32 protein-coding genes and 1 pseudogene are annotated in these 23,652 nt (G+C 44.7%); 11 read left to right on the forward strand and 22 right to left on the reverse strand.

All coding sequences use genetic code 11. From position 1 onward, the window contains the following. Positions 1 to 59: 59 nt before the first annotated feature. The 3 genes from BA724_RS16100 (at position 60) to BA724_RS16110 (ending at position 1,802) form a co-directional block, all read left to right on the forward strand. Complete coding sequence (locus BA724_RS16100) at positions 60 to 773, forward strand: alpha/beta hydrolase (protein ID WP_069939684.1); 714 nt, start codon at positions 60 to 62, stop codon at positions 771 to 773. 80 nt (positions 774 to 853) lie between these two features. Beyond that, entirely contained in the window at positions 854 to 1,369 is a 516-nt protein-coding gene (locus BA724_RS16105; protein ID WP_069939685.1) for a YjcG family protein, read from the forward strand. 4 nt (positions 1,370 to 1,373) lie between these two features. Continuing rightward, entirely contained in the window at positions 1,374 to 1,802 is a 429-nt protein-coding gene (locus tag BA724_RS16110) for a GNAT family N-acetyltransferase (RefSeq protein ID WP_245676235.1), read from the forward strand. Positions 1,803 to 1,878: 76 nt separating this feature from the next. On the opposite strand, the gene BA724_RS16115 is transcribed toward BA724_RS16110, so the two are convergent. The 5 genes from BA724_RS16115 to BA724_RS16135 all read right to left on the reverse strand — a co-directional run bounded on the left by BA724_RS16115 (position 1,879) and on the right by BA724_RS16135 (position 3,559). Continuing rightward, entirely contained in the window at positions 1,879 to 2,133 is a 255-nt protein-coding gene (locus BA724_RS16115; RefSeq protein ID WP_069939687.1) for a hypothetical protein, read from the reverse strand. A gap of 154 nt (positions 2,134 to 2,287) precedes the next feature. After that, positions 2,288 to 2,536: a stage VI sporulation protein F gene (locus BA724_RS16120; protein WP_069939688.1), complete on the reverse strand. Its 249-nt coding sequence runs from the start codon at positions 2,534 to 2,536 to the stop codon at positions 2,288 to 2,290. A gap of 23 nt (positions 2,537 to 2,559) precedes the next feature. After that, positions 2,560 to 2,670, reverse strand: a complete 111-nt coding sequence (locus BA724_RS16125) for a YjcZ family sporulation protein (protein WP_069939689.1) — start codon at positions 2,668 to 2,670, stop codon at positions 2,560 to 2,562. A gap of 66 nt (positions 2,671 to 2,736) precedes the next feature. Beyond that, entirely contained in the window at positions 2,737 to 3,093 is a 357-nt protein-coding gene (gene spoVAE, locus BA724_RS16130) for a stage V sporulation protein AE (RefSeq protein ID WP_069939690.1), read from the reverse strand. A gap of 16 nt (positions 3,094 to 3,109) precedes the next feature. Beyond that, positions 3,110 to 3,559 carry a YhcN/YlaJ family sporulation lipoprotein gene (locus tag BA724_RS16135; protein ID WP_069939691.1) on the reverse strand — a complete coding sequence of 150 codons (450 nt, stop codon included), beginning with the start codon at positions 3,557 to 3,559 and terminating at the stop codon, positions 3,110 to 3,112. 133 nt (positions 3,560 to 3,692) lie between these two features. Here BA724_RS16135 and BA724_RS16140 point away from each other — a divergent pair, with 133 nt between their 5' ends. Then, positions 3,693 to 4,211, forward strand: a complete 519-nt coding sequence (locus BA724_RS16140) for a CotY/CotZ family spore coat protein (protein ID WP_069939692.1) — start codon at positions 3,693 to 3,695, stop codon at positions 4,209 to 4,211. Between the two features lie 32 nt (positions 4,212 to 4,243). Here the strand turns inward: BA724_RS16140 and BA724_RS16145 are convergent, their stop codons facing one another. Together BA724_RS16145 and fabI are read right to left on the reverse strand one after the other, a co-directional pair. Continuing rightward, positions 4,244 to 4,627 carry a hypothetical protein gene (locus BA724_RS16145; RefSeq protein WP_069939693.1) on the reverse strand — a complete coding sequence of 128 codons (384 nt, stop codon included), beginning with the start codon at positions 4,625 to 4,627 and terminating at the stop codon, positions 4,244 to 4,246. A 70-nt stretch (positions 4,628 to 4,697) separates the two neighbouring features. Beyond that, positions 4,698 to 5,477 carry an enoyl-ACP reductase FabI gene (gene fabI / locus BA724_RS16150; protein WP_069939694.1) on the reverse strand — a complete coding sequence of 260 codons (780 nt, stop codon included), beginning with the start codon at positions 5,475 to 5,477 and terminating at the stop codon, positions 4,698 to 4,700. A 162-nt stretch (positions 5,478 to 5,639) separates the two neighbouring features. Between fabI and prpE the strand changes: the two genes are divergently transcribed. Next, a complete protein-coding gene (gene prpE, locus BA724_RS16155) occupies positions 5,640 to 6,377 on the forward strand; it encodes a bis(5'-nucleosyl)-tetraphosphatase PrpE (RefSeq protein ID WP_069939695.1) in 738 nt (245 codons plus the stop codon). 54 nt (positions 6,378 to 6,431) lie between these two features. Here prpE and BA724_RS16160 read toward each other — a convergent pair whose 3' ends face one another. The 4 genes from BA724_RS16160 to BA724_RS16175 are packed head-to-tail and all read right to left on the reverse strand — an operon-like array spanning position 6,432 to position 9,145. Beyond that, complete coding sequence (locus BA724_RS16160; RefSeq protein ID WP_069939696.1) at positions 6,432 to 7,337, reverse strand: RluA family pseudouridine synthase; 906 nt, start codon at positions 7,335 to 7,337, stop codon at positions 6,432 to 6,434. Beyond that, positions 7,315 to 8,109 (reverse strand): NAD kinase, encoded by a 795-nt coding sequence (locus tag BA724_RS16165; protein WP_069939697.1) that lies wholly within the window; start codon positions 8,107 to 8,109, stop codon positions 7,315 to 7,317. The genes BA724_RS16160 and BA724_RS16165 overlap by 23 nt, the downstream gene beginning before the upstream one ends. A 26-nt stretch (positions 8,110 to 8,135) precedes the next feature. Further along, positions 8,136 to 8,753 carry a GTP diphosphokinase gene (yjbM, locus tag BA724_RS16170; RefSeq protein WP_069939698.1) on the reverse strand — a complete coding sequence of 206 codons (618 nt, stop codon included), beginning with the start codon at positions 8,751 to 8,753 and terminating at the stop codon, positions 8,136 to 8,138. Between the two features lie 11 nt (positions 8,754 to 8,764). Continuing rightward, positions 8,765 to 9,145 carry a UPF0738 family protein gene (locus BA724_RS16175; RefSeq protein WP_069939699.1) on the reverse strand — a complete coding sequence of 127 codons (381 nt, stop codon included), beginning with the start codon at positions 9,143 to 9,145 and terminating at the stop codon, positions 8,765 to 8,767. Positions 9,146 to 9,277: 132 nt separating this feature from the next. Here BA724_RS16175 and BA724_RS16180 point away from each other — a divergent pair, with 132 nt between their 5' ends. The 4 genes from BA724_RS16180 to BA724_RS16195 all read left to right on the forward strand — a co-directional run bounded on the left by BA724_RS16180 (position 9,278) and on the right by BA724_RS16195 (position 11,801). Beyond that, positions 9,278 to 9,850 carry a CYTH domain-containing protein gene (locus tag BA724_RS16180; RefSeq protein WP_069939812.1) on the forward strand — a complete coding sequence of 191 codons (573 nt, stop codon included), beginning with the start codon at positions 9,278 to 9,280 and terminating at the stop codon, positions 9,848 to 9,850. Between the two features lies 1 nt (position 9,851). Then, a complete protein-coding gene (locus BA724_RS16185; protein WP_069939700.1) occupies positions 9,852 to 10,454 on the forward strand; it encodes a lytic transglycosylase domain-containing protein in 603 nt (200 codons plus the stop codon). 121 nt (positions 10,455 to 10,575) lie between these two features. Then, positions 10,576 to 10,974: a globin domain-containing protein gene (locus tag BA724_RS16190; protein WP_069939701.1), complete on the forward strand. Its 399-nt coding sequence runs from the start codon at positions 10,576 to 10,578 to the stop codon at positions 10,972 to 10,974. Between the two features lie 5 nt (positions 10,975 to 10,979). Then, positions 10,980 to 11,801, forward strand: coding sequence for a ClpXP adapter SpxH family protein (locus BA724_RS16195; RefSeq protein ID WP_069939813.1), 822 nt, complete (start codon positions 10,980 to 10,982; stop codon positions 11,799 to 11,801). A 336-nt stretch (positions 11,802 to 12,137) separates the two neighbouring features. Here BA724_RS16195 and pepF read toward each other — a convergent pair whose 3' ends face one another. The 8 genes and pseudogenes from pepF to BA724_RS16235 form a co-directional block, all read right to left on the reverse strand. Further along, positions 12,138 to 13,952, reverse strand: coding sequence for an oligoendopeptidase F (pepF, locus tag BA724_RS16200; RefSeq protein ID WP_069939702.1), 1,815 nt, complete (start codon positions 13,950 to 13,952; stop codon positions 12,138 to 12,140). Positions 13,953 to 14,020: 68 nt separating this feature from the next. Beyond that, entirely contained in the window at positions 14,021 to 15,139 is a 1,119-nt protein-coding gene (locus BA724_RS16205) for a competence protein CoiA (protein ID WP_069939703.1), read from the reverse strand. Positions 15,140 to 15,241: 102 nt separating this feature from the next. Then, positions 15,242 to 15,883, reverse strand: a complete 642-nt coding sequence (gene mecA / locus BA724_RS16210) for an adaptor protein MecA (protein ID WP_069939704.1) — start codon at positions 15,881 to 15,883, stop codon at positions 15,242 to 15,244. Positions 15,884 to 16,097: 214 nt separating this feature from the next. Next, positions 16,098 to 16,493 (reverse strand): transcriptional regulator SpxA, encoded by a 396-nt coding sequence (spxA, locus tag BA724_RS16215; protein WP_045850634.1) that lies wholly within the window; start codon positions 16,491 to 16,493, stop codon positions 16,098 to 16,100. A 242-nt stretch (positions 16,494 to 16,735) separates the two neighbouring features. After that, the gene (locus BA724_RS16220) at positions 16,736 to 17,326 is read right to left on the reverse strand and encodes a GNAT family N-acetyltransferase (protein WP_069939705.1); all 591 of its coding nucleotides are present in this window, start codon (positions 17,324 to 17,326) and stop codon (positions 16,736 to 16,738) included. Positions 17,327 to 17,420: 94 nt separating this feature from the next. Then, positions 17,421 to 18,359: an ABC transporter ATP-binding protein gene (locus BA724_RS16225; protein ID WP_069939706.1), complete on the reverse strand. Its 939-nt coding sequence runs from the start codon at positions 18,357 to 18,359 to the stop codon at positions 17,421 to 17,423. Further along, complete coding sequence (locus BA724_RS16230) at positions 18,352 to 19,428, reverse strand: ABC transporter ATP-binding protein (protein WP_069939707.1); 1,077 nt, start codon at positions 19,426 to 19,428, stop codon at positions 18,352 to 18,354. Before BA724_RS16230 ends, BA724_RS16225 begins: the two co-directional genes overlap by 8 nt. 20 nt (positions 19,429 to 19,448) lie before the next feature. Next, positions 19,449 to 19,808 (reverse strand): annotated as a pseudogene (locus tag BA724_RS16235) (ABC transporter permease); the annotation flags it as partial. 20 nt (positions 19,809 to 19,828) lie between these two features. On the opposite strand from BA724_RS16235, the gene BA724_RS16240 reads away from it, so the two are divergent. Together BA724_RS16240 and trpS are read left to right on the forward strand one after the other, a co-directional pair. Then, on the forward strand, positions 19,829 to 20,203 hold the full coding sequence (locus BA724_RS16240; protein WP_069939708.1) for a DUF3899 domain-containing protein: 375 nt from the start codon (positions 19,829 to 19,831) through the stop codon (positions 20,201 to 20,203). 66 nt (positions 20,204 to 20,269) lie between these two features. Next, positions 20,270 to 21,262, forward strand: a complete 993-nt coding sequence (trpS, locus tag BA724_RS16245) for a tryptophan--tRNA ligase (protein WP_169818567.1) — start codon at positions 20,270 to 20,272, stop codon at positions 21,260 to 21,262. A gap of 75 nt (positions 21,263 to 21,337) precedes the next feature. On the opposite strand, the gene BA724_RS16250 is transcribed toward trpS, so the two are convergent. From BA724_RS16250 to fabF, 3 genes are all read right to left on the reverse strand, one after another. After that, the gene (locus BA724_RS16250) at positions 21,338 to 22,078 is read right to left on the reverse strand and encodes a DUF3603 family protein (protein ID WP_069939709.1); all 741 of its coding nucleotides are present in this window, start codon (positions 22,076 to 22,078) and stop codon (positions 21,338 to 21,340) included. A gap of 56 nt (positions 22,079 to 22,134) precedes the next feature. Further along, positions 22,135 to 22,323, reverse strand: coding sequence for a YuzI family membrane protein (locus BA724_RS16255; RefSeq protein ID WP_069939710.1), 189 nt, complete (start codon positions 22,321 to 22,323; stop codon positions 22,135 to 22,137). Between the two features lie 76 nt (positions 22,324 to 22,399). Next, on the reverse strand, positions 22,400 to 23,641 hold the full coding sequence (gene fabF / locus BA724_RS16260) for a beta-ketoacyl-ACP synthase II (RefSeq protein WP_069939711.1): 1,242 nt from the start codon (positions 23,639 to 23,641) through the stop codon (positions 22,400 to 22,402). Between the last annotated feature and the right edge of the window lie 11 nt (positions 23,642 to 23,652).

The raw sequence follows: 23,652 nt of genomic DNA on the forward strand, positions 1-23,652 counted from the left end.
CTTTTGTTCGTTTCTAGTCATGGTAAAATGAACTGACAACATTTTGGGGAGGTTTTCAGATGAAACGCGGAACGATTCAAGATCATCTTATCCATTCAAACGAATTAAACGAAGACATTTCCTTTCTCGTTTATATTCCGGCGGATTTTTCGCCCATGTTTTCGTATACGTTCTTAATCTGCCAGGATGGAAAAGATTATTTTCAAATGGGCCGTCTGCCGCGTGTGGCGGATGAACTGCTTTTTGAAGAAGAAATTGAGCCGCTTATTATTGTCGGCATTCCGTATAACGATAAACATGACCGGCGTGAGAAATACCATCCGGAAGGTGTAAAGCAAAAAGCATATATCCGCTTTTTAGCGCATGAGCTCGTGCCCTATTTAGAGGAACAGTTCCCAGGGCACAGCGGTCGATTTGGACGGGCACTGGCGGGCGATTCATTAGCCGGTACGGTATCATTCATGGCAGCACTGGAACATCCAGATTTGTTTGGACGCGTGCTGATGCATTCTCCGTTTGTGGACAGCACGGTCATACATAAGGCAGAACAAGCGAAGACTCTTCCTTCTCTTTATCACATGATTGGCACGGAAGAAACGGATGTGCTTATGACAAATGGTGAACGAGCAGATTTTTTAACGCCGAACCGGGCGCTCCACTCTTTTTTAGCCGACAAAACAACAGACTATTTTTATGATGAGTTTACCGGTGGCCACACATGGACGTATTGGCAGAAGGATATGAAGCCGGCGCTGTTAAAAATGTTTGAATGAGCGTCGGCTCTCATTCCGCATTTTTAAAAACGTTTGTTATACTAATAGAGGAGACGTTAATTTAAAGGGAGTGAATGAACATGAAGTACGGTGTTGTCATTTTTCCATCAAAACCTTTGCAGGATAAAGTAAACGGTTACCGGAAGCGGTATGATCCGCATTATGCGCTGATTACGCCACATATTACGCTGAAAAGCCCTTTTGACGCGGATGATCAGGATGTTAGTCAAATTGCGGAAAAGCTGCGCCGCATTGCCGCTGTTCATCAGCCGTTTTCGTATCATGTCAGCAAAGTAAAATCATTTGAACCCGTTAACAATGTAATCTATTTTAAAGTCGACCCGAATAAAACGCTTGATTCTTTATACGAGATGATGCATACAGATGAGTTTCCAGGTGAAGAGCCGTATCGATTTGTTCCTCATATTACAATCGGCCAGCAGCTGTCTGATGATGAGCATTCGGATGTATATGGCTCACTTCAAATGGAATCCATTGATTTAACGGAAATTGCGGACCGTTTCCATTTGCTGTACCAGCTTGAAAACGGCTCATGGACCGTATATGAAACATTTTTGCTTGGAAAGGATGCATAATATTTTGAATGTCGTAAAAACAACAGATTTAAAGCAGCGCGAGGACGCATATTCTGTACGCACAACGGTTTTTGTAGGCGAGCAGAATGTGCCTCCTGCTCTCGAAATTGATGAACTGGAGAATGAAGCGGTTCATTTCGTTTTATACAACGATCAGCAAGAGCCATGCGGTGCCGGCCGGTTTCGCACAGTCGGGGAATTCGGTAAAGTCGAGCGCATTTGCGTCTTAAAAGAAGCACGAGGCTTTGGTTCCGGCAATCTTATTATGAATGCGATTGAAGAGCATGCGAAAACCGTCGATGGCTTGACAACATTAAAGCTTGATGCGCAGCTGCAGGCTATTCCATTTTATGAAAAACGCGGCTACAGGGTTGTATCCGGTGAATTTTTAGATGCAGGCATTTTGCATAAAACGATGACAAAGCCGCTCTAATAGCAAAAAAGCGTATTCTCCATGATAAGGAAATACGCTTTTTCTATAAGTTCGTCAACAAACTATCCTTCTTTCATTATGCCAATTTGTCGATTTCAAATCCTTTGCCGCTAATTTGCGCCATATGTACTCGAAACGCCTCATGTTCGTTTTGGCGTTTTTTTCTTTGCTCTTCTAAACTCATTTGCGGTTCAGAGCGATCCCTTAATACTTTATCAAACGTTACTTTTTCAGCTGAATTGACAGATGAATAGCCCATGCTTGTTTCATTTAAAACCCGCTCTCTGTAATCGTTGTACTGATATTGTGGAATTGGCATGATGTAGCCCATTTCTCTCGCTCCTTTCTTAAAAAAATAATAACTATAATATATATTCTCCCTTTTCCCCTTTTATTTCTTATGTAAAAGTTTTAATTAAAAAAAGGATCTTTTGACCTGTATAAATAGGAAAAAGAGCAGCGTTTTTGCTGCTCTTTCCATAGGCTCATTTGATCATTTTCGTGATCGTATTCATGTCGAGCTTTTTGCCATCTTTTAAAATGGTCCGGACAATTTCGTCTTCTACTTGCTTCGGCACTTTTTTTCCAGCAAGTCCGGCTGTTTGCGCGACAACCGCGCGAATTGTCTGTTCATCTTTAAAATCTGCATATTGCAGTGAATCGACGAGCGCAAAAATGTCGCTCATGCGCACACCTGTTTTTTTCTCGATATTGCCAAAAAACTTGTCGTTCATCACCTGCTCCTCCTCAATTCAAATCAATAAAAGCTTGCACCGACGATGATGAGCAAAATGAACAGAACAACAATTAACACAAATGTGCTTGTGCCGCCGTAGCCGCCGTAACCGCCGCATCCATGCATACCCATAATGCATCCCCCTTTCGCTGTTCTCTCCTTATCATATGAAGGAGTGACAAAAAGGGATGGGCCCGCTCACCCTTTTGGCTTAAAAAAAAGTGCGCCGATAAAGCCAAAGACAATCGCAGCAGAAATACCGGAGCTCGTTACTTCAAACATGCCAGTCAAAACCCCTACTACTCCATGCTTTTCAGCTTCCTGCATCGCGCCTGTAACTAGCGAGTTGCCAAAGCTCGTAATGGGAATCGTTGCGCCGGCGCCCGCAAAATCGATAAGCGGATCGTATAAATCGAATCCAGCCATGACCGCACCGGCTGAGACGAGAATCGAAAGTGTATGGCCTGGTGTCAAGCTGCCAAGATCCATCATAAGCTGACCAATGACACAAATAAGCCCGCCAATGACAAATGCCCAAAAAAACATCGCAATCATTTGCCTCTTCCTTTCTTTATGCCGTTTCTTTTTTCAATTTAATGATTTCCGAGAGTCTTTTATCTGCTTCTTTTTCTGTTAAATGCCCTGCATCCATGTCTTCTTTCAGTCGGACGACTTCAAGGAAGATTTTGTAATCACTTGAGACGATAATTTCTGATTCTTCCTTCTCTGCCATTTTTTCGATATGATCATCCAATTCTTTTTCGATTTTTTTCATTTGAAACCGGTCAAGGTGGCGGACTTTATAAGCAACGAGCAGCTGATCTGTTCCTTTCACGACTGCTGTATCATAAATTTCTTCAAAAGAATCTGCTTCTTTTTTTATATCCGCCGCCAAGTCATCCTGATGTCCGTCCAGCTGCACCGCATCCGGATCAGCCGTTTCAATCATCGCGGTTCCATCGTGTTCGGCCCCGCACTTAGCCAGTAAAAAGACTAAAAAAATTCCCGCCATTTTGTTCATGATCCGCACCTCCATTTTCGATCAGTATGTGCGAAATTACAAAAAAAATTCCGTTCACTACGGCAATTGTCCATGCCGTTTTGAACAGAATTCATATTGTAATAATGTACCGATATTAAAGGAGGAGTGCATAATGGGATGCCAAAAGCATCGCGACGACGTAGAAGGTGACCGTTTTTCTTCTGAAAGCTGTGTATGTGAAGTTGTCCGAGCGATCCGCGACATTCAAGATGAAAGACAAGATGATGATTGCCGCGACTGCAAAGACTGCTTTGCCGAGCCGCTTGGCGATTTAGATGGACCGCGCCGCCGCAACGCTGACACACGTGTGTTTACACTGACAACCAAAAAAGGAAAGCCATTTTTTGCTTTCTTCAACCCGGATGAAATGGACCATTGCGATTCTGGCTGCGTCTCCATCTTTTTTCGTGTAGAAGATGTGTTTGACAGCTGCTGTGCGCGTTTACGTGTGCTTATGCCGCTTGATGACGAAGGTGATTCAGTGAATCTTGCTTCTGACGGAGGCATTAGCTTAAAACAAGTATGCAAAGTTGAAAATTTCGCCAAAACAAGAAGCTGCGTTACAGTTGATTTAAACGAATTTATTGCCGTACAGTGCATTAAAGACGTTGATCTTGACGTTTGCCGTTAAATCGAGCTGCCTCATCAAATGGGGCGGTTTTTTTATGTTCCGGCAAGGCGAATATGAACAATCTCTGCGATCGGCACTTGAACGGTTTCATGGCTTTCCTCATCTAACACCCACACATGCGCCCCATCGAATTTTTCAATCGTTCCACGCACAGAACTGTCGGACCAATCAAAGCGGCATGGCACCGGAATGCGCCGCTTCGCTAAGTAGATGACCTTTTCTGTCGTTCCCATTTCCCGAAAAGGCTTCAAACGGCCAGGCGCAGAAGCAGAATCTGTTTTTTCTGCCTCCTGTTTCACTTCTTCGGTTGGCTGTGGCTCGATTGCACCTGCTTTTGCGACTTCCTGCATAACAGGCTTTACTGGCTGGAAATGCGGCTGTCCAATATAAAGCAATGGTCCGGTTGGTTTTTTCATCGCACATGCACCTCCGCTTTTTTGTCCAGTATATGCAAAAACACCGCCCATTATGGACGGTGTTTAAAAATTAGTTGCCTGTAATATGATAGCCGGAGTCAACGTGGATGTTTTCACCCGTAATACCGCGGGACATATTGCTAAATAGGAAGACTGCTGCATCACCGACTTCTTCTTGTGTTGTTGTCCGGCGAAGCGGCGCGCGCTCTTCAATTTGCGTCAGCATATCATTGAAATCACTAATGCCTTTTGCAGCCAAAGTACGGATTGGGCCTGCAGAAATCGAATTGACGCGGATGCCATCTTTGCCAAGATCCGCTGCCAAATAACGAACACTTGCATCAAGAGACGCTTTCGCTACGCCCATCACATTATAATTGGTAATGACTCGCTCGCCGCCCAAATAAGTGAGCGTTACGATGCTGCCGCCTTCAGTCATCAATGGTTTCGCGTATTTGGAGACTGCTGTTAATGAATATGCGCTAATATTGTGGGCAAGCATAAACCCATCACGTGATGTATCGACAAAATCGCCATCTAAATCTTCTTTATTCGCAAACGCGATACAATGCGCAAGACCATGAATAACGCCTGCTTTTTCTTTGATGGACTGGAAGCATGTTTCAATTGCTGTGTCATCTGTTACGTCGCATGATAAAATGAACGGATCGTTTTGATTTTCAAGCGTTGCCGCCAAGTCGCGGACATTTTTCTCCAACCGCTCGCCCGCATACGTGAAAATAAGGCGTGCTCCTGCCGCGTCAAGTGAACGGGCAATTCCCCAAGCGATGCTGCGCTTATTGGCAACACCCATTACGACAAACGTTTTTCCTTCAAGTGAAAATGACATATATCCGTTCCCCCATTTATACAAGTTATTAGTACCTAGTATTAATTTTATCATGAATAGAAAAAAAATCAACGGATATCGTGCCGGCTTTTGCCCCACTTTTAAATTTTCTCCAAACGGCTTATACTAATTCAGTAGACAAAATGAATAGGGAGCGATTGAATGAAGCTGGATATTATCGGAGATGTGCATGGCTGTTTCGATGAGTTTCGCACGCTGACGCGTACGCTTGGATATAGGTGGGATGACGGCATTCCGGTTCATCCGGGTGGCCGAACGCTTGCATTTGTCGGTGATTTAACCGACCGGGGGCCTGATTCTGTCCGCATCATGGACATTGTCTGCCGACTGTTTGAAGAGCAGGGGGCGCTTTATGTGCCCGGTAATCACTGTAACAAGCTGTACCGGTATTTTCTTGGAAACAATGTGCAGGAAACACATGGTTTAGAAACAACCGTTGCAGAGCTTGACTCAATGCCTGCTGATGAATACCGCCTGCTCAGAAAACGATTTTTATCCATGTATGAAGAGTCGCCGCTTTATCAAGTGCTTGATAATGACAAACTTGTGATCGCCCATGCCGGTATCCGTGCCGATTACATCGGCCGGTTTGACTCCCGCGTAAAAACATTCGTGCTTTACGGAGACATTACCGGCGAAAAATACGCCGATGGTTCTCCTGTCAGGCGTGACTGGGCAAAAAAATATACAGGCGCTGCTTACATTGTGTATGGGCATACGCCGGTTAAAGAGCCTCGTGAAGTTGGTAGAACAATTAACATTGATACCGGCTGCGTTTTCGGCGGAAGACTGACGGGCTTGCGCTGGCCAGAGCGTGAGACGGTATCTGTTGAATCAAAACAGCCGCTCGTCGGAGAGAAATTCCGCACATTTGAATGAAAGCGACATTTCCCATAAGAAATACCCCTCTTCGAATAAGGAAGCAGGGGTATTTTACATGACCAGGTTTTTCATGTCTATCGGCATCGGCATGGAGACGTCAATTTGAACACCTGTCAATGGGTGGTGAAACAAAATTGAGCCGCAATGAAGCGCCTGCCGCGTCATTCGCTTCGTGCTGCCCCCGTATAAGTCATCACCGGCAAGCGGATGGCCGATGTAAGCGAAATGAACACGGATTTGATGCGTCCGCCCGGTTTCCGGTTTCACCGATACGTGCGCAAATGTATCGTACTGCTTCACAACTTGATAACCGGTCCGCGCGTATTGACCGTCCGCACGTACGGTTCGTTCAATAATACTGTCGTCCCGGCGCCCAATAGGCGCTTCGATAACACCATCTGCTTGTGTAAAAACGCCTTCCGCTAACGCTTCATATTTTCGAAAAACAGCCTTTTGTTTTTGCATCTCAGACATTAAATGGTGAACGTATCGATGTTTCGCCGCAAGAACGATGCCGGATGTATTGCGGTCCAGCCGGGTGACGATATGAGCAGTTGCCTGAATGCCGCGCTCCTCGTATATCCATAGCAGGCCTGATGCAAGTGAGCCGGCTGGATGTTCACGCGATGGAATCGTGTTCATGCCGGCCGGTTTGGCAACAGCGATGAGCACATCATCTTCATACAGCACCGGCAAATCCAGCTGCTCAGCTTTTATGCCATCGGACGGCACCTCTGGCGGAAACACAATGCGGACCGTATCACCAGCAGACAGCATGTGGCGCACGTTCACTTCACAGCCGTTCACTTCTATAAGCCCACCGGTAAACTTAATATCCGTTAGCGCACGTTTTGAAATCGCTTTTTCTTGTAAAAATGTCCGCAGCAGCACGCCGTCTTGATCGGCCTTCCAGCTCAACTGAAATGGATTTCCTTTAGCTGCTGACAAAGGAATCATGCACCCTTTTCCAAAATGGGAACGGCCGGAAACGGGCAAAGCGGATTTTTTCTGACGCAACCCGGTATTGAATCGACTTAACATCCTTATGTAAAATTGTTAAATGGTCAATAGTCACTAAAAAGTCCGGCCGGTTGACCGGCTTCAGCATGCATGTATGGTGGGCCGGCAAAATAAGCGGCGAACCGACTGTTCGAAACACGCGGTTGTTGATTGACGCCATTTCCGCCAGCTGCAGCGCGCGGATCGATGGATGCAAAATAGCCCCGCCGAGCGCTTTATTGTAGGCGGTACTGCCGGACGGTGTCGAAACACAAAGACCATCCCCGCGAAAGCGTTCAAATTGCTCGCCGCGAATTTCCACATCCATTACAAGTGTCCCGTCCACACTTTTTACTGTTGATTCGTTCAGGGCTAAATAACGTGTCTCTTTGCCTCCGTCCTGATAGCGGATAATCGCTTCAAGAAGCGGGTATTCAATGATCTGGTACGGCGTCCGCGCGATCGCGATCACAAGCTTCTCAATTTCATCCGGCGTCCAATCCGCGTAAAAGCCAAGATGGCCGGTATGCACCCCAACAAATGCTGTTTTATCCAAGCGGCCGCTATACCGGTGAAACGCGTATAAAAGCGTTCCATCCCCTCCAACGGAAATGACAATATCCGGCTCGCTTTCGTCGTATGTCAGCTTAAAATCCGTCAAGTAATTGCGGATTTTATGCATCAACGCGTTAGACTTGGCGTCCCCTTTTGATGTAATCGCAAACTTCATTCTGCCTCACCCCTGCCGATTAATGGTTATTCTTTTTTCTTCGTAAAAAACAGCTGCGCTTCCTGAATTTCTTCCCGGATTAAGGACATTTCTTCATCCAGCCGAAAAGCCGCTTCTGCTGCGCGCTGAAGCCGTGTCTGAATCTCTTCCGGAAAAACGCCATTGTATTTATAATTCAGCGAATGCTCAATGGTCGCCCAAAAGTTCATTGCCAGCGTCCGGATTTGAATTTCCGCAAGCAGCTTTTTTTCACCGTGAATTGTCTGCACCGGATACTCGATCACGACATGGTACGACCGGTAGCCGCTTGGCTTTTTATGAGAAATATAATCTTTTTCCTCGATAATCTTAAAATCGTTCCGCTTCCGCAGAATTGTCACGACATTTTTAATATCATCGACAAATTGGCACATCATGCGCAGCCCGGCAATATCCTGCATGTCCCGCTGAATGCGGTCCATTGGTATTTTTTTCGTTTCCATTTTATCCAGAATGCTTGGGACCGGCTTGACCCTCCCTGTCACAAATTCAATCGGCGAGCGGTCGTCCTCAATCGCAAACTGCTTGCGAATACCGCGCAATTTCACTTTTAATTCCTCTACCGCCTGCTTGTAAGGCGCCAAAAACTCATCCCAGTTGTCCATCGCGTCCTCCATCAGCGCTGTTCAGCGAAAAAAACACGTTCGACTTTCTTTACCATTTCCTCGCCGTAATTGCTGTTCCCTTCAATATTGACAATTAAGTCATTCATTTCTTCATGAAATGATGCAAGCGCAAATGTGCCGTCCGTCCCGGCTGCTTCAATCAGATGTTCCCCGTCGAGCGCTTTTTTTACATCTCCCCACGTGCTTTCATGCAAATATAAGTAGACGTAGCCCGGTTCCGCTTCTGCCAAATAAACAAAAGCCGCCGCGTCTGAATCGGTAATGACTTGATTCACCGGCTGAAGATGTGTAACTTCCACTTCTTCTTCTGATAATAGGCGAAGCGTGTTATTCGCCCATTCTGTTTTTGTAAAATGCCATTTCGTTCTCATCCGTTCACTTCTCCTTTACAACATCCGTTCATTTAAAACTTCGTAAACATTTTATCACATTTTACTCTTTCAAACACGGATCCAACAGGATACAATGAAAGAAGATAGATAATGGAAAAAAGAGGCGAAAAAATGAACGAAGAAATTGAAATCGAATTTAAATGCGTCGTCACAAAAGCACAATTTGATGAACTCGTTTCTGTGTATTCGCCGGAACCGTTTCAGAACCAGCGCAATCATTACTTTGACACGCCTGATTTTTTACTGAAAGAAGCAGGAGCTGCTCTGCGCATTCGCGAAAAAAACGGCAAAGCAGAAATGACGTTAAAAGAGCCGGCGGATACTGGATTGCTTGAGTCAACCGTTCCACTTTCTAAGGGTGAGGTTGAATCTGCATTAAACGGAACATTGCCGGACAATGATGTGGTGAATCGAGCGGCGAATCGGGCAGGGGCTGTAAATTTTGTTCATTTTGGCACGCTTTCAACCACCCGCGCCGAAACAACACACAAAGATGGCTTACTTGTATTTGACCATAGCACCTACCTCGGACAAGAAGATTATGAGATTGAATATGAAGCAAAAGATATATCTGGAGAAGCAGTGTTTCACCAGCTTTTAACGAAACATGGAATCGACTATATACCGGCTGAGAATAAAATCCGCCGTTTTTATCATGCACTTACACAACATGGAGGAAACTGACGTGGATACAAATTTTTTCAACACAATGATTAATACGACTGTTGCCGGAGCCGTAGGAACTGGGAAGACTTCACCATTTTCGTCTTCGACAAGCACAAGCAACGTATTTGGCTCGATTTTACAACAGGCGCTTATGCAGGGGCTTGAAATTGTTCAATCCGGCACATCCCCTGCCGCACAGCCGGCTCTTTATACAAAAGCGGGTGCTGATCTTCTATCCGCACCGAAAACAGATTACGATGACATTATTACCCGCGCTGCCGAGCAGTATAATGTCCCGAAAAAACTGATTCAGTCGGTAATCAAACAAGAATCAAACTTTAACCCAAGCGCGGTCAGCTACGCTGGCGCTACGGGTCTTATGCAGTTGATGCCGGGCACAGCCAGCTACCTGGGCGTCACCGATTCAACGGATCCTGAGCAAAATGTCTTTGGCGGAACAAAATATTTACGCCAAATGCTTGATATGTTTAATGGAGACATTTCACTCGCACTCGCAGCCTACAATGCCGGACCGGGCAACGTAAAAAAATACGACGGCATCCCGCCATTCAATGAAACACAAAACTATGTGAAAAAAGTAACCGGCTACTACAATGCGTAGAGCCGGTTTTCCTTTATAACTAAAGAATGCTTTACAGGCACGTCTTCAATCCTATCATTTGTTTTATGACTGAAGCCTTGTTAAAATAAAGATACATTACGAGGAAAAAGGAGTCACATTTATGGCCGAGCAATCCAATGTTCCATATGACATCATTGGCGGAAAACAGCTTTCAGAACTGGTTGACGTTTTTTACAGCCGCGTTTCGCAGCATCCGGATCTTGCGCCGATTTTTCCTGATGATTTAACCGAGACTGCCCGAAAGCAAAAACAGTTTTTAACTCAATTTTTAGGCGGACCTTCTTTATATACAAATGAACACGGGCATCCGATGCTCCGGGCACGACATATGCCTTTTCCAATCACCCCGGCACGCGCAGCGGCCTGGCTCTCGTGCATGGAAGCGGCAATGGATGATGTTCATATAACTGGTGAATTGCGTGCTTTCTTTTTTGGACGACTTAAACAAACGGCCTTTCATATGGTAAACCGGCCGGATGATGAGGGTGATGTTCTGTGAATTCTATGCAATTATCTGAACGGATTTGCTCTGCCCAGCAAAAGCCGCTCGAATTATATGTATTTGTTGATCCACTTTGCCCAGAATGCTGGGCGCTTGATCCGCTCATTCGAAAATTGCAGATTGAGTATGGCCATTATTTTAAGTTGAAGCAAGTGTTGACCGGCAAGTTGACTGCATTAAATGCGGTAAGACGGCCTCTCGCGGTTGAACGAAATGGACGACTGGCCTGTGAGGAGTCCGTCTGGGTGGAAGAGGCGGCCGATTCTCCGTTTCTTGCATCGATCGCGATTAAAGCAGCTGAGCTGCAAGGGAAACGAGCCGGGAGTAAATTTTTGCGGAAGCTTCAGGAACAGTTTTTTTTAGATAAAGCAAATTTAGCGGATTTAGAGGTGTTGAGCCGCTGTGCTGAAGAATCCGGTCTTGATAAAAGCGAGTTTTTAAGCGATATTTACTCAGCCGGTGCGACAAAAGCGTTTCAATGCGATTTATCAATTACTTGTGAAATGGACGTAGAGGAAGCGCCGACGATTGTTTTTTTCAATGAACGGATTGAAGATGAGGGCATTAAAATTGCCGGCTTGTATTCGTACGACATTTACGTACAAATTCTGCAGGAAATACTGGAAGAAATTCCGGAGCCTCTTGATCCACCATTTCTTGAAGAATTTATGCAATATTTTCGTATTGCAGCCACCGATGAAATAAGCGGTGTTTATGACTGGACAGATGGGCAGACCGAGTGTGAAATGAAGAAACTGCTTTTGCAGAGAAAAGTCCGTAAAATCAATACGAAGCTCGGTACTTTTTGGGAATACGTACAATGAAAAACGTCAGCATTTATGCTGGCGTTTTTTACTGCCTTTATATGACGAATAAACGGCAGGTTTCATAAATATTTTCTTCTATTCGCGGTTAATTTATTCAGTTTGTAATCCTCCAGGGAGCCTCTTAAAAACAGAAAAAGCCCCGCCGAAGCGAAGCTTTTTCTTACGAACAAAGGGGATGGGAGAAATTTTTCACGGTCAAACAAAGGGGTATATGTTTGTTTGTGATCAACTTCACGACATTATCGTACCATGTATGGCACATTTTTTGCAAGAGATGCCCCTTCTGTTCACAACATTGTCAAAATAATGGATTTGACAGCGTTAACTTACAAATTAACCCAGTAGTTTCTCTATTTCTTCTAAAGATTCTTCAAATACTCGGCAGGCTGCTTCAATAGCATCGGCTTCCGTCATATCAACGCCGGCCCGTTTTAGCACCTCTATTGGATCTGACGAACTTCCGGCTTTCAAAAACTCATTAATGTATCGTTCTGAAGCCTCTTCCCCATCCTTTAAAATTTGGGAAGAAAGAGCAATTGCAGCACTTAATCCGGTTGCATATTGATACACATAGTAATTGTAGTAAAAATGCGGAATACGCGCCCATTCCAGTGCAATTTCTTCATCAATGACCATATCGTCGCCAAAATATTTTTTATTCAGCTCGTAATATGCTTCACTTAGCCCATCCGCTGTCAGCGCCTCACCGTTTTGTGCTTTCTCGTGTACCATATGCTCAAATTCAGCAAACATTGTCTGGCGAAATACTGTGCCGCGGAATGTTTCAAGAAAATGATTCAGCAGGTAAATGCGTTTTTTCTCGTCATCAGTCGTTTTAAGTAAGTAGTCATTTAAAATCGATTCATTGCATGTCGACGCTACTTCCGCCACAAAAATAGAATAATCGCCGTAAATATAAGGCTGGTTCTCACGTGTGTAATAGCTGTGAATGCTGTGTCCAAATTCATGCGCGAGCGTAAATAAATTGTTCACGTTATCCTGCCAGTTCATTAACACGTATGGATTCGTGCCATATGCGCCTGATGAATAAGCACCGCTTCGCTTCCCTTTATTTTCAACAACATCAACCCAGCGACTTTCAAGACCGGTTGTTAAAATATCATTGTACTCTTTCCCGAGCGGCTGCAGGCCTTTTTGAAGCAGTTCTTTCGCTTCATCATATGTTACATCAAATTTTCCTTCAGCGACCAAAGGCGTATACAAATCATACATATGCAGTTCATCAAGACCGAGCACTTTTTTGCGCAGCTTAATATACCGGTGCAAAAGCGGCAGATTATTATTGATGGTTTCGACTAAATTATCATACACCGTTTCCGGAATATGATTGCGCGATAGCGCTGCTTCACGCGCGCTGCCGTAATGCCGGACTTTTGCCGAAAAATTATCTTTTTTGATTTGACCAGACAGCGTCGATGCAAATGTATTTTTAAATTTTCCATATGTCGCATAAACTGCTTTAAACGCGTCTTCCCGTACACGGCGGTCAGATGACTCTAAAAATCGCACATAATTGCCATGTGTAATTTGAATATTTTCGCCGTTTTCATCTTTTATAACCGGGAACTCCAAATCCGCGTTATTCAGCATGCCAAATGTGGCACTGGAAGACCCAAGAACATCAGACACCTGGGCCAGCAAATTCTCCTCAACAGCCGATAATACGTGCGGACGCTGTTTATTTAAGTCCTCGAGCACTTTTTTATACAGTCTAAGCGGCTCATAGGATGCAATAAATCCATTCACTTTTTCTTCTTCAATCGACAAAATTTCCGGATCAGCAAATGAAAGCGCGCCGGCAATTTGTGTATACAGCATTTTTGCCCGGTCGTTCATGCCTTGATAATGCGCATTTTGTGTATCTTCGTCGTAACGCATATGCGCGTATGTGTACAGCTTGCCCATCCGTTCAAGCAATGCATCCTGCCAGGTGAAAAAGGAATGCATCTGTTCTGCACTGTTACCGAGCGTGCCCTTGTATGAAACTGCTTCCCCGGCAAGCACTTGAATCGCTTTAAATTCTTCTTCCCATAATCCATCTGTTTCAAAAATGTCTTCAAGACGCCATTTAAGCTCTTCCGCCACTTCAGAGCGAGCCGGAAGCTGTTTCACCTGATTGTCTGCCATTTATAAAAACCTCCCTTTATGTATATAACCATTCTCGTTCCTTATTATATATTCCTTTCTTTTTCACCTCAAAAAATCAGCCTGTTTATAACCGTTTTTTCGAAATCGGCCAGAAAAGCCTGCTCATTTTGCAGTTTAGCCACCATTGACCTGCTGTCAGCCAATTTTGGCTTTCCAATCAATTGGAGCAGGTCCACATATTCTTTTGCTGCCTTCTCCGCGGATAATCCATTTATAAGCGGCAGCGGCTGTTCTTTTAAATGCCCGAGTTTAATACGGCGGCGGATAATCTCTTCAGCAGGCTGATTTTTCTCACCTATCAAAAGATAAAATTGCCATTCAATCGGATGATTCCGAAGCACCATGCTGCTTCTCACCGGCAGCCCGATAAATTCTGGCAGTAAATATGGATTACGTCCTGATGTGTACACCGCTTGAAAAAAAGGATGACGGCGCGCCTGCCCAAAATAAAGCGCCCGATCAATCCATTTCCTTTTTTCATCAAAAAATGCACCTAAAGGAAAAGCATTCGTCTCGCCAATCGCTGCTGAAGGCGGAAAAGACATCTCTTCCACTCGTACAAAACGACACTCTGCTTCGCAGAGTGTTGGTGTTACCGGTATAATCCGCTCGTAAATTGTAAAGCCTTTCTGATCGGGACAGTAAGACATAAAGTAAAAGCCAAGCTGGGAATGGTAGCGCAAAAAAAGCCGCTGAAACGGTGTCAACTTCATATACCTTCCTTTTCGCTCTACCGGCTTGCCGCCATAAATCCAAAAAGGCGTCATGCCACGCGCTGTGTATTTATCTGTACGTTCTTTAAAAAGCGCAGCGGAAATTGTGGAACATTGAAATTCAACGGCGATTTTTCCGGATAAAATATCGGGACGCTGCGAGCCATCAGGAAGACGTGCTTCCATTTTGGCTTCCGATGTTTTCATGATCCATTGATATAAGTCTGCTTTTCCGGCAAGATGCCGGGGAGATTCATGTTCTGAGAAAGAGTCACAAGAAGAGTAGGACGTGTGGGCAAAATGTGGAATATTGACGTCACCCGCTTTAACAATGACAGAGCCGCCGCATTGTGGACAAAAATGAGGAATTTCTTTTGCCTGAATCGCTAACAGTTTTGCTCCTGGTCCAGCAAGCACAACGACCTCTCCGTGTGCATTAACTGCCGACAGCATAATACATCCTCTCCTTTCTTAAATGTATCATTCGACAACTCTGTGCCACCTCCTTCTTTTTTCATAAAAAAACATCCTCTTGATTGCTCAAGAGGATGCGGATTATGAAAAGTATTGACGAACCGTCTGGAATACATTTTCCGGCATAATGCATTTTCCGTATTCCTGAAGTGTATGGATCGTCATGCGGGATTCGTGGGTATATTCAAGCAGCATGCTGAGCGCGTCGTCGATCTCTTCTTCCTGAAAACGCTCTTCATTAAACTCAACAAACAAGTAATAACGATTTTCGTGCGCATACAAGGAAGTGGTTAAATGATCGAGACCGCCGCGGCGGCTAAGCGCAATCACATCTTCAAAATCGCGGAATGCAAGCACGAAATCAAGTGGTGAATCGTCTTCTTCTGAACGGTCAAAATGCTCTTCCAGCAAGTCTTCAATCTGCCCGCTTACATCCATTTTGTCACTTGTGAAAGGCAGCTCCAGGCGCTGTCCATCTTTTGTCAAATTCGCTTGTGTCACTAAAATTTCCAGCCCTTTATCCAGTGCATGCACTTGAATCCAAAGCGGTCCATCCACTGTGAAATCTTCTTCATCGTGGACTTCCTCCATCATATCCCAGAACAGTTCTTCGCTGCGTTCCCGGTTATACCAGATTTCTTCGCGGTCAAAGCCCCGTTCTTCTATATCAACATATGATATGAAAAACTTCACCGTGTTATCATTAATGCGTTCAATCTCCATTGTGCGGTCTCTCCCTTCCATTTAGAGGGTTCACAGGGTTGCGGAAACAAATGCCCCATCCCTTTGTTCTATTGTATGATAAACAAGGTATAAATGAAAATAGAAAGACTCCGTTGTCTGCACATTCTAACCCAATTTTTCGCATTCTTCAAGTCAAAACAAACAAAAAATAAAAAAAATCCCTGCATATTGAGCAGGAATTTTTCTTTGTCAATTAGTTAACCATACGCTGTGCTTCAAGCAGCTGGAATGTGCGGACTTTCCGCGGTAAGAAGCGACGAATCTCATCTTCATTGTATCCAACTTGCAGGCGCTTTTCATCCATAATGATCGGACGGCGAAGCAAGCCCGGATTTTGACGAATCAGTTCAAACAAATCTTGAAGCGGCAATGTTTCAAGATCAACATTCAATTTTTGGAAAATTTTCGAACGTGTTGAAATGATCTCATCCGTTCCATCCTCCGTCATACGCAAAATTTCTTTAATTTCATCAATGCTTAATGGTTCTGAAAAAATATTGCGTTCCACGTAAGGAATTTCGTGCTCTTCTAACCACGCTTTCGCTTTCCGGCAAGAGGTGCAGCTTGGTGATGTGTATAGTGTAACCATTCCTCATTCACACTCCTTAAATAAAATATATAATACCTGTCAATTTGAGGAATTGAACGTTCATGGAGATTTCAAGTGTTAGTGAAACTCCTCAACAACCGGCTACATATGTATTATACCATGAATTGACACCCAATTGAATATCATTTTCAATTATATAAATGAAATAATCTTTCCTTCTTTAACTTACAACTACATTGTACCCGAGGAATGTGTCAACTAAACGTCAAAGCTGCATTTTTTTAAACTTTTTCAAGCGGATCAAACGGTTCAAGAATGTCATTATTTTGCTCTTCTTTAAAAGAGAGCGTTTCCTCTACCGGCGCAAATGGCGCCCCGTAAATTTCTTTGTCCTTATACTTGTGAATATCACGATACGTCTGCATCATTGCTTTATAAATTGTTTCTTCATCCGCCTCGTTCGGACTCCAATAAAGAATCTCCATAACCGTTTCCTGACCCGTTGCCAGCGAGCGGCGGCGGTAGCCGATTTTTGATGCGTGCTGAAATCCTTCACGTGCGTAAAAACGAAGCCGTTTTTCTGTGTCGGTGTCATCATACTGGACCGGTTCCACCTCGAGGATGACCGGTTTGTTTTTCGACTTTAGCTTATCTATTAATTTTCTGCCAAGACCTTGCCCACGTGCATCCTTAGACACGAAAAGATAGTCGACAAAAACAAACCCGTTAAACTCCACGTAAATAAGTACGTGATTTGGCCCTTCATCTTTATGATACACATCGCCCCGTTCAGCGAGCAAAACATCCATCTGTTCTTTTGATTTCATTTCTTCAATCGGAAAGTATTGATTTAATTTTTCATACCAATTCATGCATTTCTCCTTCGTATTACTGTATTTTGTCCTTCTTATATAGTATAAACATATTTCCGCGATTTAAACAAACCACTATGAGAAAAACGGCCGTTTAACGGGCCGTTTCATATGTTTCCTGGTACTTTTTCATTTCTTTTACCGAACAGTAAACGTAATGTCCTGGTGCTACCTCGCGCATTTCCACTACATCGTCTGCACTGTACCCGTGCACATCTGGAGAGTAAACTTTACGTGTGCGGCTGCGTTCATAATCCGGGTCTGGCAGCGGAATCGCCGACAGAAGCGACTTTGTATACGGATGAAGCAGATTTTTGTACAACACGTCACTCGGTGCAAGTTCAACAAGCTTGCCAAAATACATAACACCAATCCGATCGGAAATGTATTTAACCATCGATAAATCATGAGCGATAAACAAATACGTTAAGCCTTTTTCTTTTTGCAGCTTTTTCATCAAGTTAACGACCTGTGCCTGAATCGACACATCCAATGCCGAAATCGGCTCATCGGCGATAATAAAGTCTGGCTCCACCGCTAGTGCACGGGCGATGCCAAGACGCTGACGCTGTCCACCGGAGAATTCATGCGGATACCGGCTTGCGTGTTCCTGGTTTAAACCAACTGTCTCAAGCAGTTCGTATACTTTTTTCATCCGCTCTTCTTTGGACTTGGCTAATCCGTGTATATCAATGCCTTCTGCGATAATATCCGCGACTTTCATGCGTGGATTTAGCGAAGCGTAAGGATCCTGGAAAATCATTTGCATTTTGCGGTTAAACTGCATTAATTCTTTTCGCGACTTTTTCCCGTGCACATTTTCTCCGTTAAACAGCACCTGGCCGTCAGTTGCGTCGTACAACCGGATCATTGTCCGCCCGGTGGTAGATTTCCCGCAGCCGGATTCCCCGACAAGACCAAGCGTTTCCCCTTTGTAAATATCAAAGGAAATATCGTCAACTGCTTTGACCATATTTGGCTTTCCTTCATTAAAATATTGCTTCAACCCTTTAATTTCGAGAAGTTTATCCATTGTCAACTCCTTCCCCGGCCAGTACTGGCTTTTCATAATTCCCCGGCAGCGAGCGGCGCTGCAGCTTTACAATTTCAGGTGGTTCTACATGCGGTGCCTGTTCATGCAGCAGCCACGATTTTACAAAATGCGTGTCCGATACCTTATATAGGGGCGGCTCCTGTTCAAAATCAATGGCCATTGCATATTCGCTTCTGAGGGCAAACGCGTCGCCTTTTGGCGGATTAATCAAGTCTGGCGGTGTTCCGGGAATTGCGCGAAGCTCTGCCTCGTGGTCGGTGTCTGGACTCGGCATGGAGGAAAGCAGTCCCCATGTATATGGATGTCTTGGGTCATAGAAGATTTCATCAACTGTGCCTGTTTCAACAATTTGCCCGCCATACATAACGGCTACACGATCGGCCACATTTGCGACAACGCCAAGGTCATGGGTAATAAAAATAATCGCTGTATCGATCTTTTTTTGCAATTCCTTCATTAATTCTAAAATCTGCGCTTGAATCGTGACATCAAGAGCCGTTGTCGGTTCATCCGCGATCAACACTTTCGGGTTGCAAGCAAGCGCGATCGCAATCACGATCCGCTGGCGCTGGCCGCCGGAAAACTGGTGCGGAAACTGCTTCATGCGCATCTCCGGGTTTTGCAGGCCGACCAGCACTAACAGTTCAGCTGCCCGCTTGTGGGCTTCCTGCTTGCTCAGCTTTTGGTGCTTCATAAGCGGCTCCATAATTTGCTTGCCAATTTTCATCGTTGGATTCAAGGATGTCATCGGATCTTGAAAAATCATCGACATTTCTTTCCCGCGAATTTTTTCCATTTCCCTTTCAGACAGAGGAGCAAGATCCCGGCCGTCAAACAAAATCTGCCCTTTCTTAATACGGCCAGGCGGGTTTGGAATCAGCCTCATAAGCGCTTTTGTTGTGACCGATTTGCCGGAGCCGGATTCCCCGACAATCGCAAGCGTTTCTCCTTTTTCTAAATGAAAATCGACTCCTCTTACCGCCTGCACTTCACCGGCGTGCAAATCAAACGATACGTGCAAGTCTTTTACATCTAATACCTTTTCCATTCAAACGTCCTCCTTTCTTGTTACTTTTTCATTTGTGGATCTAACGCGTCACGAAGGCCATCCGCCAGCAGGTTAAAGCTTAAAATCAGCAAACTGATAATGATGGATGGGATAAGCAGCATATGCGGATACAGCTGCATCGACTTAAATCCGTCGTTTACAAGTGAGCCAAGTGAAGCTTCCGGCGGCGCAATACCAAGGCCGATAAAGCTTAAGAACGCTTCGGTAAAAATCGCACTCGGGATCGTAAACATCGTTGTGACAATAATTGGGCCCATGACGTTCGGCATTAAATGCTTCCAAATCAGCCGGCTTCCTGATGCACCAAGTGTTCTTGAAGCGAGGACGAACTCTTGATTTTTCAGCTTCAGAAACTGGCCATGGAAGGCGGACCAAAAACATGAAGAAAAAAATTTTTTCATTGTTTTCCTTTCTTTTTATTAGTTCTGCTGGATTCAGCTTGCTGCAATCCGATTCTGTTCGAGCAATGATTGATTCCTTGTTTATGATTGGCTTATTATTCCTTATTGCGGGCGTTGCCTTGTTTGTATTGGAAAAAGGCTTTATTAATGGTGTGGCTTATGGATTTAAACGAATTCGCAAATCATCTAATGAAGGTGCGTATACTACGCAGTTTGATGACCTGGATCAAACCGGCGAGCTGTATGAAGAATATGCTGCCCGCAAGCCTGAACGCTGGACGAAGCCGCTGCTTCTAACAGGCGGCTCAGCTGTTTTGTTCACACTGCTTCTCTCATACATTCTGTCATCTTGAATATTCATTTTGTTTTCTTTATAATTAAACAAACACATAAAAAGACGAAACGAAGTGATTTGACCTATGGTGAAAACGATTTTTTCCGGCATTCAGCCGAGCGGTACGATAACATTAGGAAATTACATCGGTGCCTTGAGACAGTTTGTAGAACTTCAAGAAGACTACAATTGCTTTTTTTGCATTGTAGATGAGCACGCGATTACGGTGCAGCAGGAACGGCTTGAGCTGCGTAAAAACATCCGCAGTCTGGCGGCGCTTTATGTAGCGGTGGGTCTTGATCCTTCAAAAGCGACCTTATTTATTCAATCTGAAGTGCCGGCACACGCGCAGGCCGGATGGATGCTTCAATGTGTAGCGTACATTGGCGAATTGGAACGCATGACACAGTTTAAAGACAAGTCAGCCGGCAAAGAAGCTGTTTCAGCTGGATTATTAACGTATCCTCCGTTGATGGCGGCAGATATTCTTTTATATGGAACAGACATTGTACCGGTCGGCGAGGACCAAAAACAGCATCTTGAATTAACACGTGATTTAGCAGAACGATTCAATAAAAAGTACAACGACATTTTCACCATTCCGGAAGTACGAATTCCAACAGAAGGCGCACGCGTGATGTCGCTGCAGGAACCAACGAAAAAAATGAGCAAATCTGATTTAAATCAAAAGGCTTTTATTACTCTTTTGGATGATTCGAAACAAATCGAGAAAAAAATTAAAAGCGCGGTGACTGATTCCGACGGTGTCGTCAAATACGACAAGGAAAACAAGCCCGGCGTCTCTAATCTTCTGTCCATTTATTCCGCTCTTGAAGGTATCTCCATCGCAGATCTTGAAAAGCAATTTGATGGAAAAGGTTATGGCGATTTTAAGCAGGCGGTGGCAGACGTGGTTGTTAAGCATCTTAGCCCTATTCAGGAACGGTACCATGAGCTGATTGATTCTGAAGAACTTGACCGAATTTTAGATGAAGGTGCCGAAAAAGCCCGTCGCACGGCAGGCAAAACATTAAAGAAAATGGAAAACGCTATGGGTCTTGGCCGCAAGCGTAAATAAAAACGTCCCAGGCTTTGCCTGGAACGTTTTTTTATATGACGGCTTAATCGTAAGCAACGCAGACAATCAGACAGTTCAAGTCGCAATACTCATTTCCTGTTCATACATTTTTTCGAAAAACGGGCGCCCCTTGATCATTTGTGCGCACAATTGTTCATGGGCAGAACTCCAGCCGACAATAATCGTTTCACTAAACATCTTTACAGCTGATTCCCAGTCCATTTGCCGGATGACTTCGTATTTTGCCGGCTGCCACTCCGTCAGCCAGTACTTCAGCGCTGGCTCATGATCTGATTCAATCAGCTGTTCAACTGCCATCAAAAGAAGCTGTTTCAGCTGTCGCTCTTTCCTCGTCAACCCGGCCATCCATTCAGGTGCCGGTTCTGCTAAACTGTACGTTTTTTGAATCATTTCTGGAAAATAAAATGGTTCTGCCGGATGACAATCGGCCATTTCCCGGACGATTAATTCATGCTGTGGCATAATTCGGCTTTTTTTAATCGGTACACGATAACCATTTGTATCAACCGCCATCGTCCGGTCACCATCTGATGCTATAAAACAATACTCCATCATTTCCCGTTTGCTTCCTTTTCGGATAAAAGCTTTGCTTTCCACTTTTTTCAGCAATTCTTTTGGCAATTCACAAAGCGTCTGTTCAAAAAAATCCATCACATTTTTATGCAGAATAAGGACCGGCACTTGATCAAGCAGCATCATTCCATCGTCTTTTCGCCATTCGTGATACGGGCATACGTTGCAGCCATTTTCCTCTCCCTCAAACCAGTTCACCCACACGTCATGAAGGTACAGCATCAAATTCCTCCTTGATTACCGTTTTATGGGTTCATTATCGACACGTTTTTGTTACTTTATTCAATAAAACCAAAAAACATGAGCAGCCAGCCGATGAAAAATAAATAACATTCCGGCCGGCGCATTGTAAATGAAAGATAATCTGACCATGTCATGCCTGCTGCAAGCAAGTTAAAGTACATGATAAAGCTAATTCCTCCCGCCACTGCCAGGCCAAAGCCGGTTAAAAAAAGAATGAACCTCATTCGATCACGCCCCCGCAGCTTGTCCGTTATGTATATGCCGGACAGGCACAAAAAAAACAGGCCGCAGCCTGTTTTTTTAATCGTTGTATTGTTTGAGTACGATTGTTGCATTATGACCGCCGAATCCGAGCGAATTGCTCATCGCCGCACGAACATCAGCTTTACGCGCTTCGTTTGGCACGTAATCAAGGTCACATTCCGGGTCCGGATTTTGCAGATTAATCGTTGGCGGAATGAGGTCATGTTGAATCGCAAGTGCTGTGAAAATTGCTTCAACACCGCCTGCGGCACCCAATAAGTGACCCGTCATTGATTTGGTTGAACTGATGGCGAGCTTTTTCGCATGATCACCAAATACGGTTTTAATCGCCGCTGTTTCAAATTTATCGTTGTAAGGCGTACTCGTTCCGTGCGCATTAATGTAGTCAATCTCAGATGGGTCAAGACCTGCATCATCAATCGCCATTTTCATCGCACGCGCGCCGCCTTCACCATCCGGTGCCGGTGCTGTAATGTGATGGGCATCTCCGGTCGACCCGTAACCAACAATTTCAGCGTAAATATGCGCGCCGCGCGCCTTGGCGTGCTCTAATTCTTCCAGCACAACAATACCTGCTCCCTCACCGATGACAAAACCGTCACGACCTGAATCAAACGGGCGACTCGCTGTTGCAGGGTCTGGATTATTTGATAACGCGGTATTGGCACAAAATCCTGCTACAGACATTTGGGTAATCGGCGCTTCTGTTCCGCCGGAAATCATCGCATCGGCGTCGCCGCGCTGAATAACTTTAAACGCGTCACCAATCGAATTCGTTCCAGTGGCGCAAGCCGTTACCGTACACGAGTTTACGCCTTTTGCGCCCAGATAGATGGATACTTGGCCTGCAGCCATATCCGGAATCATCATTGGGACAAAAAATGGGCTGACCCGGCGGTAGCCGCGCTCTAAAAATATTTTGTACTGGTTTTCAAATGTTTCCATTCCACCGATACCTGAACCGACCCAAACACCGATACGCGGTGCATTTTCTTCGGTGATTTCAAGCTTCGCGTCCGCTACAGCCATTTTTGCTGCCGCAACCGCAAACTGAGTAAAACGGTCCATTTTGCGTGCTTCTTTCTTTTCTACAAATTGCTCCGGGTCAAAATCGCGAATTTCCGCTGCTACTTTAGCCGGGTAATCATCCGGATTTAAACGCGTCATCGGCTTGATGCCGCTTTTCCCTGTTACGACGCTATTCCACGCTTCTTCTACTGTATTCCCAACCGGCGAGACAAGCCCGAGTCCGGTAATAACTACTCTTCGTTTTTCCACGTTCTCCACCT

This window comes from Domibacillus iocasae, assembly GCF_001750285.1.
In the GTDB taxonomy this organism is placed as follows: Bacteria; Bacillota; Bacilli; order Bacillales; family Domibacillaceae; genus Domibacillus; species Domibacillus iocasae.

Excerpts from the sequence above, each read along its gene's own strand:
- BA724_RS16205 (WP_069939703.1), bottom strand. The coding sequence starts at position 15,139 with ATGCTGTCGGCAGTTAATGCACACGGAGAGGTCGTTGTGCTTGCTGGA.
- prpE (WP_069939695.1), top strand. The coding sequence starts at position 5,640 with ATGAAGCTGGATATTATCGGAGATGTGCATGGCTGTTTCGATGAGTTT.
- yjbM (WP_069939698.1), bottom strand. The coding sequence starts at position 8,753 with ATGGACAACTGGGATGAGTTTTTGGCGCCTTACAAGCAGGCGGTAGAG.
- BA724_RS16160 (WP_069939696.1), bottom strand. The coding sequence starts at position 7,337 with ATGATTCCTTTGTCAGCAGCTAAAGGAAATCCATTTCAGTTGAGCTGG.
- BA724_RS16165 (WP_069939697.1), bottom strand. The coding sequence starts at position 8,109 with ATGAAGTTTGCGATTACATCAAAAGGGGACGCCAAGTCTAACGCGTTG.
- BA724_RS16230 (WP_069939707.1), bottom strand. The coding sequence starts at position 19,428 with ATGGAAAAGGTATTAGATGTAAAAGACTTGCACGTATCGTTTGATTTG.
- BA724_RS16125 (WP_069939689.1), bottom strand. The coding sequence starts at position 2,670 with ATGGGTATGCATGGATGCGGCGGTTACGGCGGCTACGGCGGCACAAGC.
- BA724_RS16180 (WP_069939812.1), top strand. The coding sequence starts at position 9,278 with ATGAACGAAGAAATTGAAATCGAATTTAAATGCGTCGTCACAAAAGCA.
- BA724_RS16175 (WP_069939699.1), bottom strand. The coding sequence starts at position 9,145 with ATGAGAACGAAATGGCATTTTACAAAAACAGAATGGGCGAATAACACG.
- BA724_RS16120 (WP_069939688.1), bottom strand. The coding sequence starts at position 2,536 with ATGAACGACAAGTTTTTTGGCAATATCGAGAAAAAAACAGGTGTGCGC.
- BA724_RS16105 (WP_069939685.1), top strand. The coding sequence starts at position 854 with ATGAAGTACGGTGTTGTCATTTTTCCATCAAAACCTTTGCAGGATAAA.
- spoVAE (WP_069939690.1), bottom strand. The coding sequence starts at position 3,093 with ATGATTGCGATGTTTTTTTGGGCATTTGTCATTGGCGGGCTTATTTGT.
- spxA (WP_045850634.1), bottom strand. The coding sequence starts at position 16,493 with ATGGTTACACTATACACATCACCAAGCTGCACCTCTTGCCGGAAAGCG.
- BA724_RS16220 (WP_069939705.1), bottom strand. The coding sequence starts at position 17,326 with ATGAATTGGTATGAAAAATTAAATCAATACTTTCCGATTGAAGAAATG.
- trpS (WP_169818567.1), top strand. The coding sequence starts at position 20,270 with ATGGTGAAAACGATTTTTTCCGGCATTCAGCCGAGCGGTACGATAACA.
- BA724_RS16240 (WP_069939708.1), top strand. The coding sequence starts at position 19,829 with ATGAAGAAAAAAATTTTTTCATTGTTTTCCTTTCTTTTTATTAGTTCT.
- BA724_RS16250 (WP_069939709.1), bottom strand. The coding sequence starts at position 22,078 with ATGCTGTACCTTCATGACGTGTGGGTGAACTGGTTTGAGGGAGAGGAA.
- BA724_RS16255 (WP_069939710.1), bottom strand. The coding sequence starts at position 22,323 with ATGAGGTTCATTCTTTTTTTAACCGGCTTTGGCCTGGCAGTGGCGGGA.
- BA724_RS16225 (WP_069939706.1), bottom strand. The coding sequence starts at position 18,359 with ATGGATAAACTTCTCGAAATTAAAGGGTTGAAGCAATATTTTAATGAA.
- BA724_RS16140 (WP_069939692.1), top strand. The coding sequence starts at position 3,693 with ATGGGATGCCAAAAGCATCGCGACGACGTAGAAGGTGACCGTTTTTCT.
- mecA (WP_069939704.1), bottom strand. The coding sequence starts at position 15,883 with ATGGAGATTGAACGCATTAATGATAACACGGTGAAGTTTTTCATATCA.
- fabI (WP_069939694.1), bottom strand. The coding sequence starts at position 5,477 with ATGTCATTTTCACTTGAAGGAAAAACGTTTGTCGTAATGGGTGTTGCC.
- BA724_RS16145 (WP_069939693.1), bottom strand. The coding sequence starts at position 4,627 with ATGAAAAAACCAACCGGACCATTGCTTTATATTGGACAGCCGCATTTC.
- BA724_RS16190 (WP_069939701.1), top strand. The coding sequence starts at position 10,576 with ATGGCCGAGCAATCCAATGTTCCATATGACATCATTGGCGGAAAACAG.
- BA724_RS16100 (WP_069939684.1), top strand. The coding sequence starts at position 60 with ATGAAACGCGGAACGATTCAAGATCATCTTATCCATTCAAACGAATTA.
- BA724_RS16115 (WP_069939687.1), bottom strand. The coding sequence starts at position 2,133 with ATGGGCTACATCATGCCAATTCCACAATATCAGTACAACGATTACAGA.
- BA724_RS16195 (WP_069939813.1), top strand. The coding sequence starts at position 10,980 with ATGCAATTATCTGAACGGATTTGCTCTGCCCAGCAAAAGCCGCTCGAA.
- pepF (WP_069939702.1), bottom strand. The coding sequence starts at position 13,952 with ATGGCAGACAATCAGGTGAAACAGCTTCCGGCTCGCTCTGAAGTGGCG.
- BA724_RS16135 (WP_069939691.1), bottom strand. The coding sequence starts at position 3,559 with ATGAACAAAATGGCGGGAATTTTTTTAGTCTTTTTACTGGCTAAGTGC.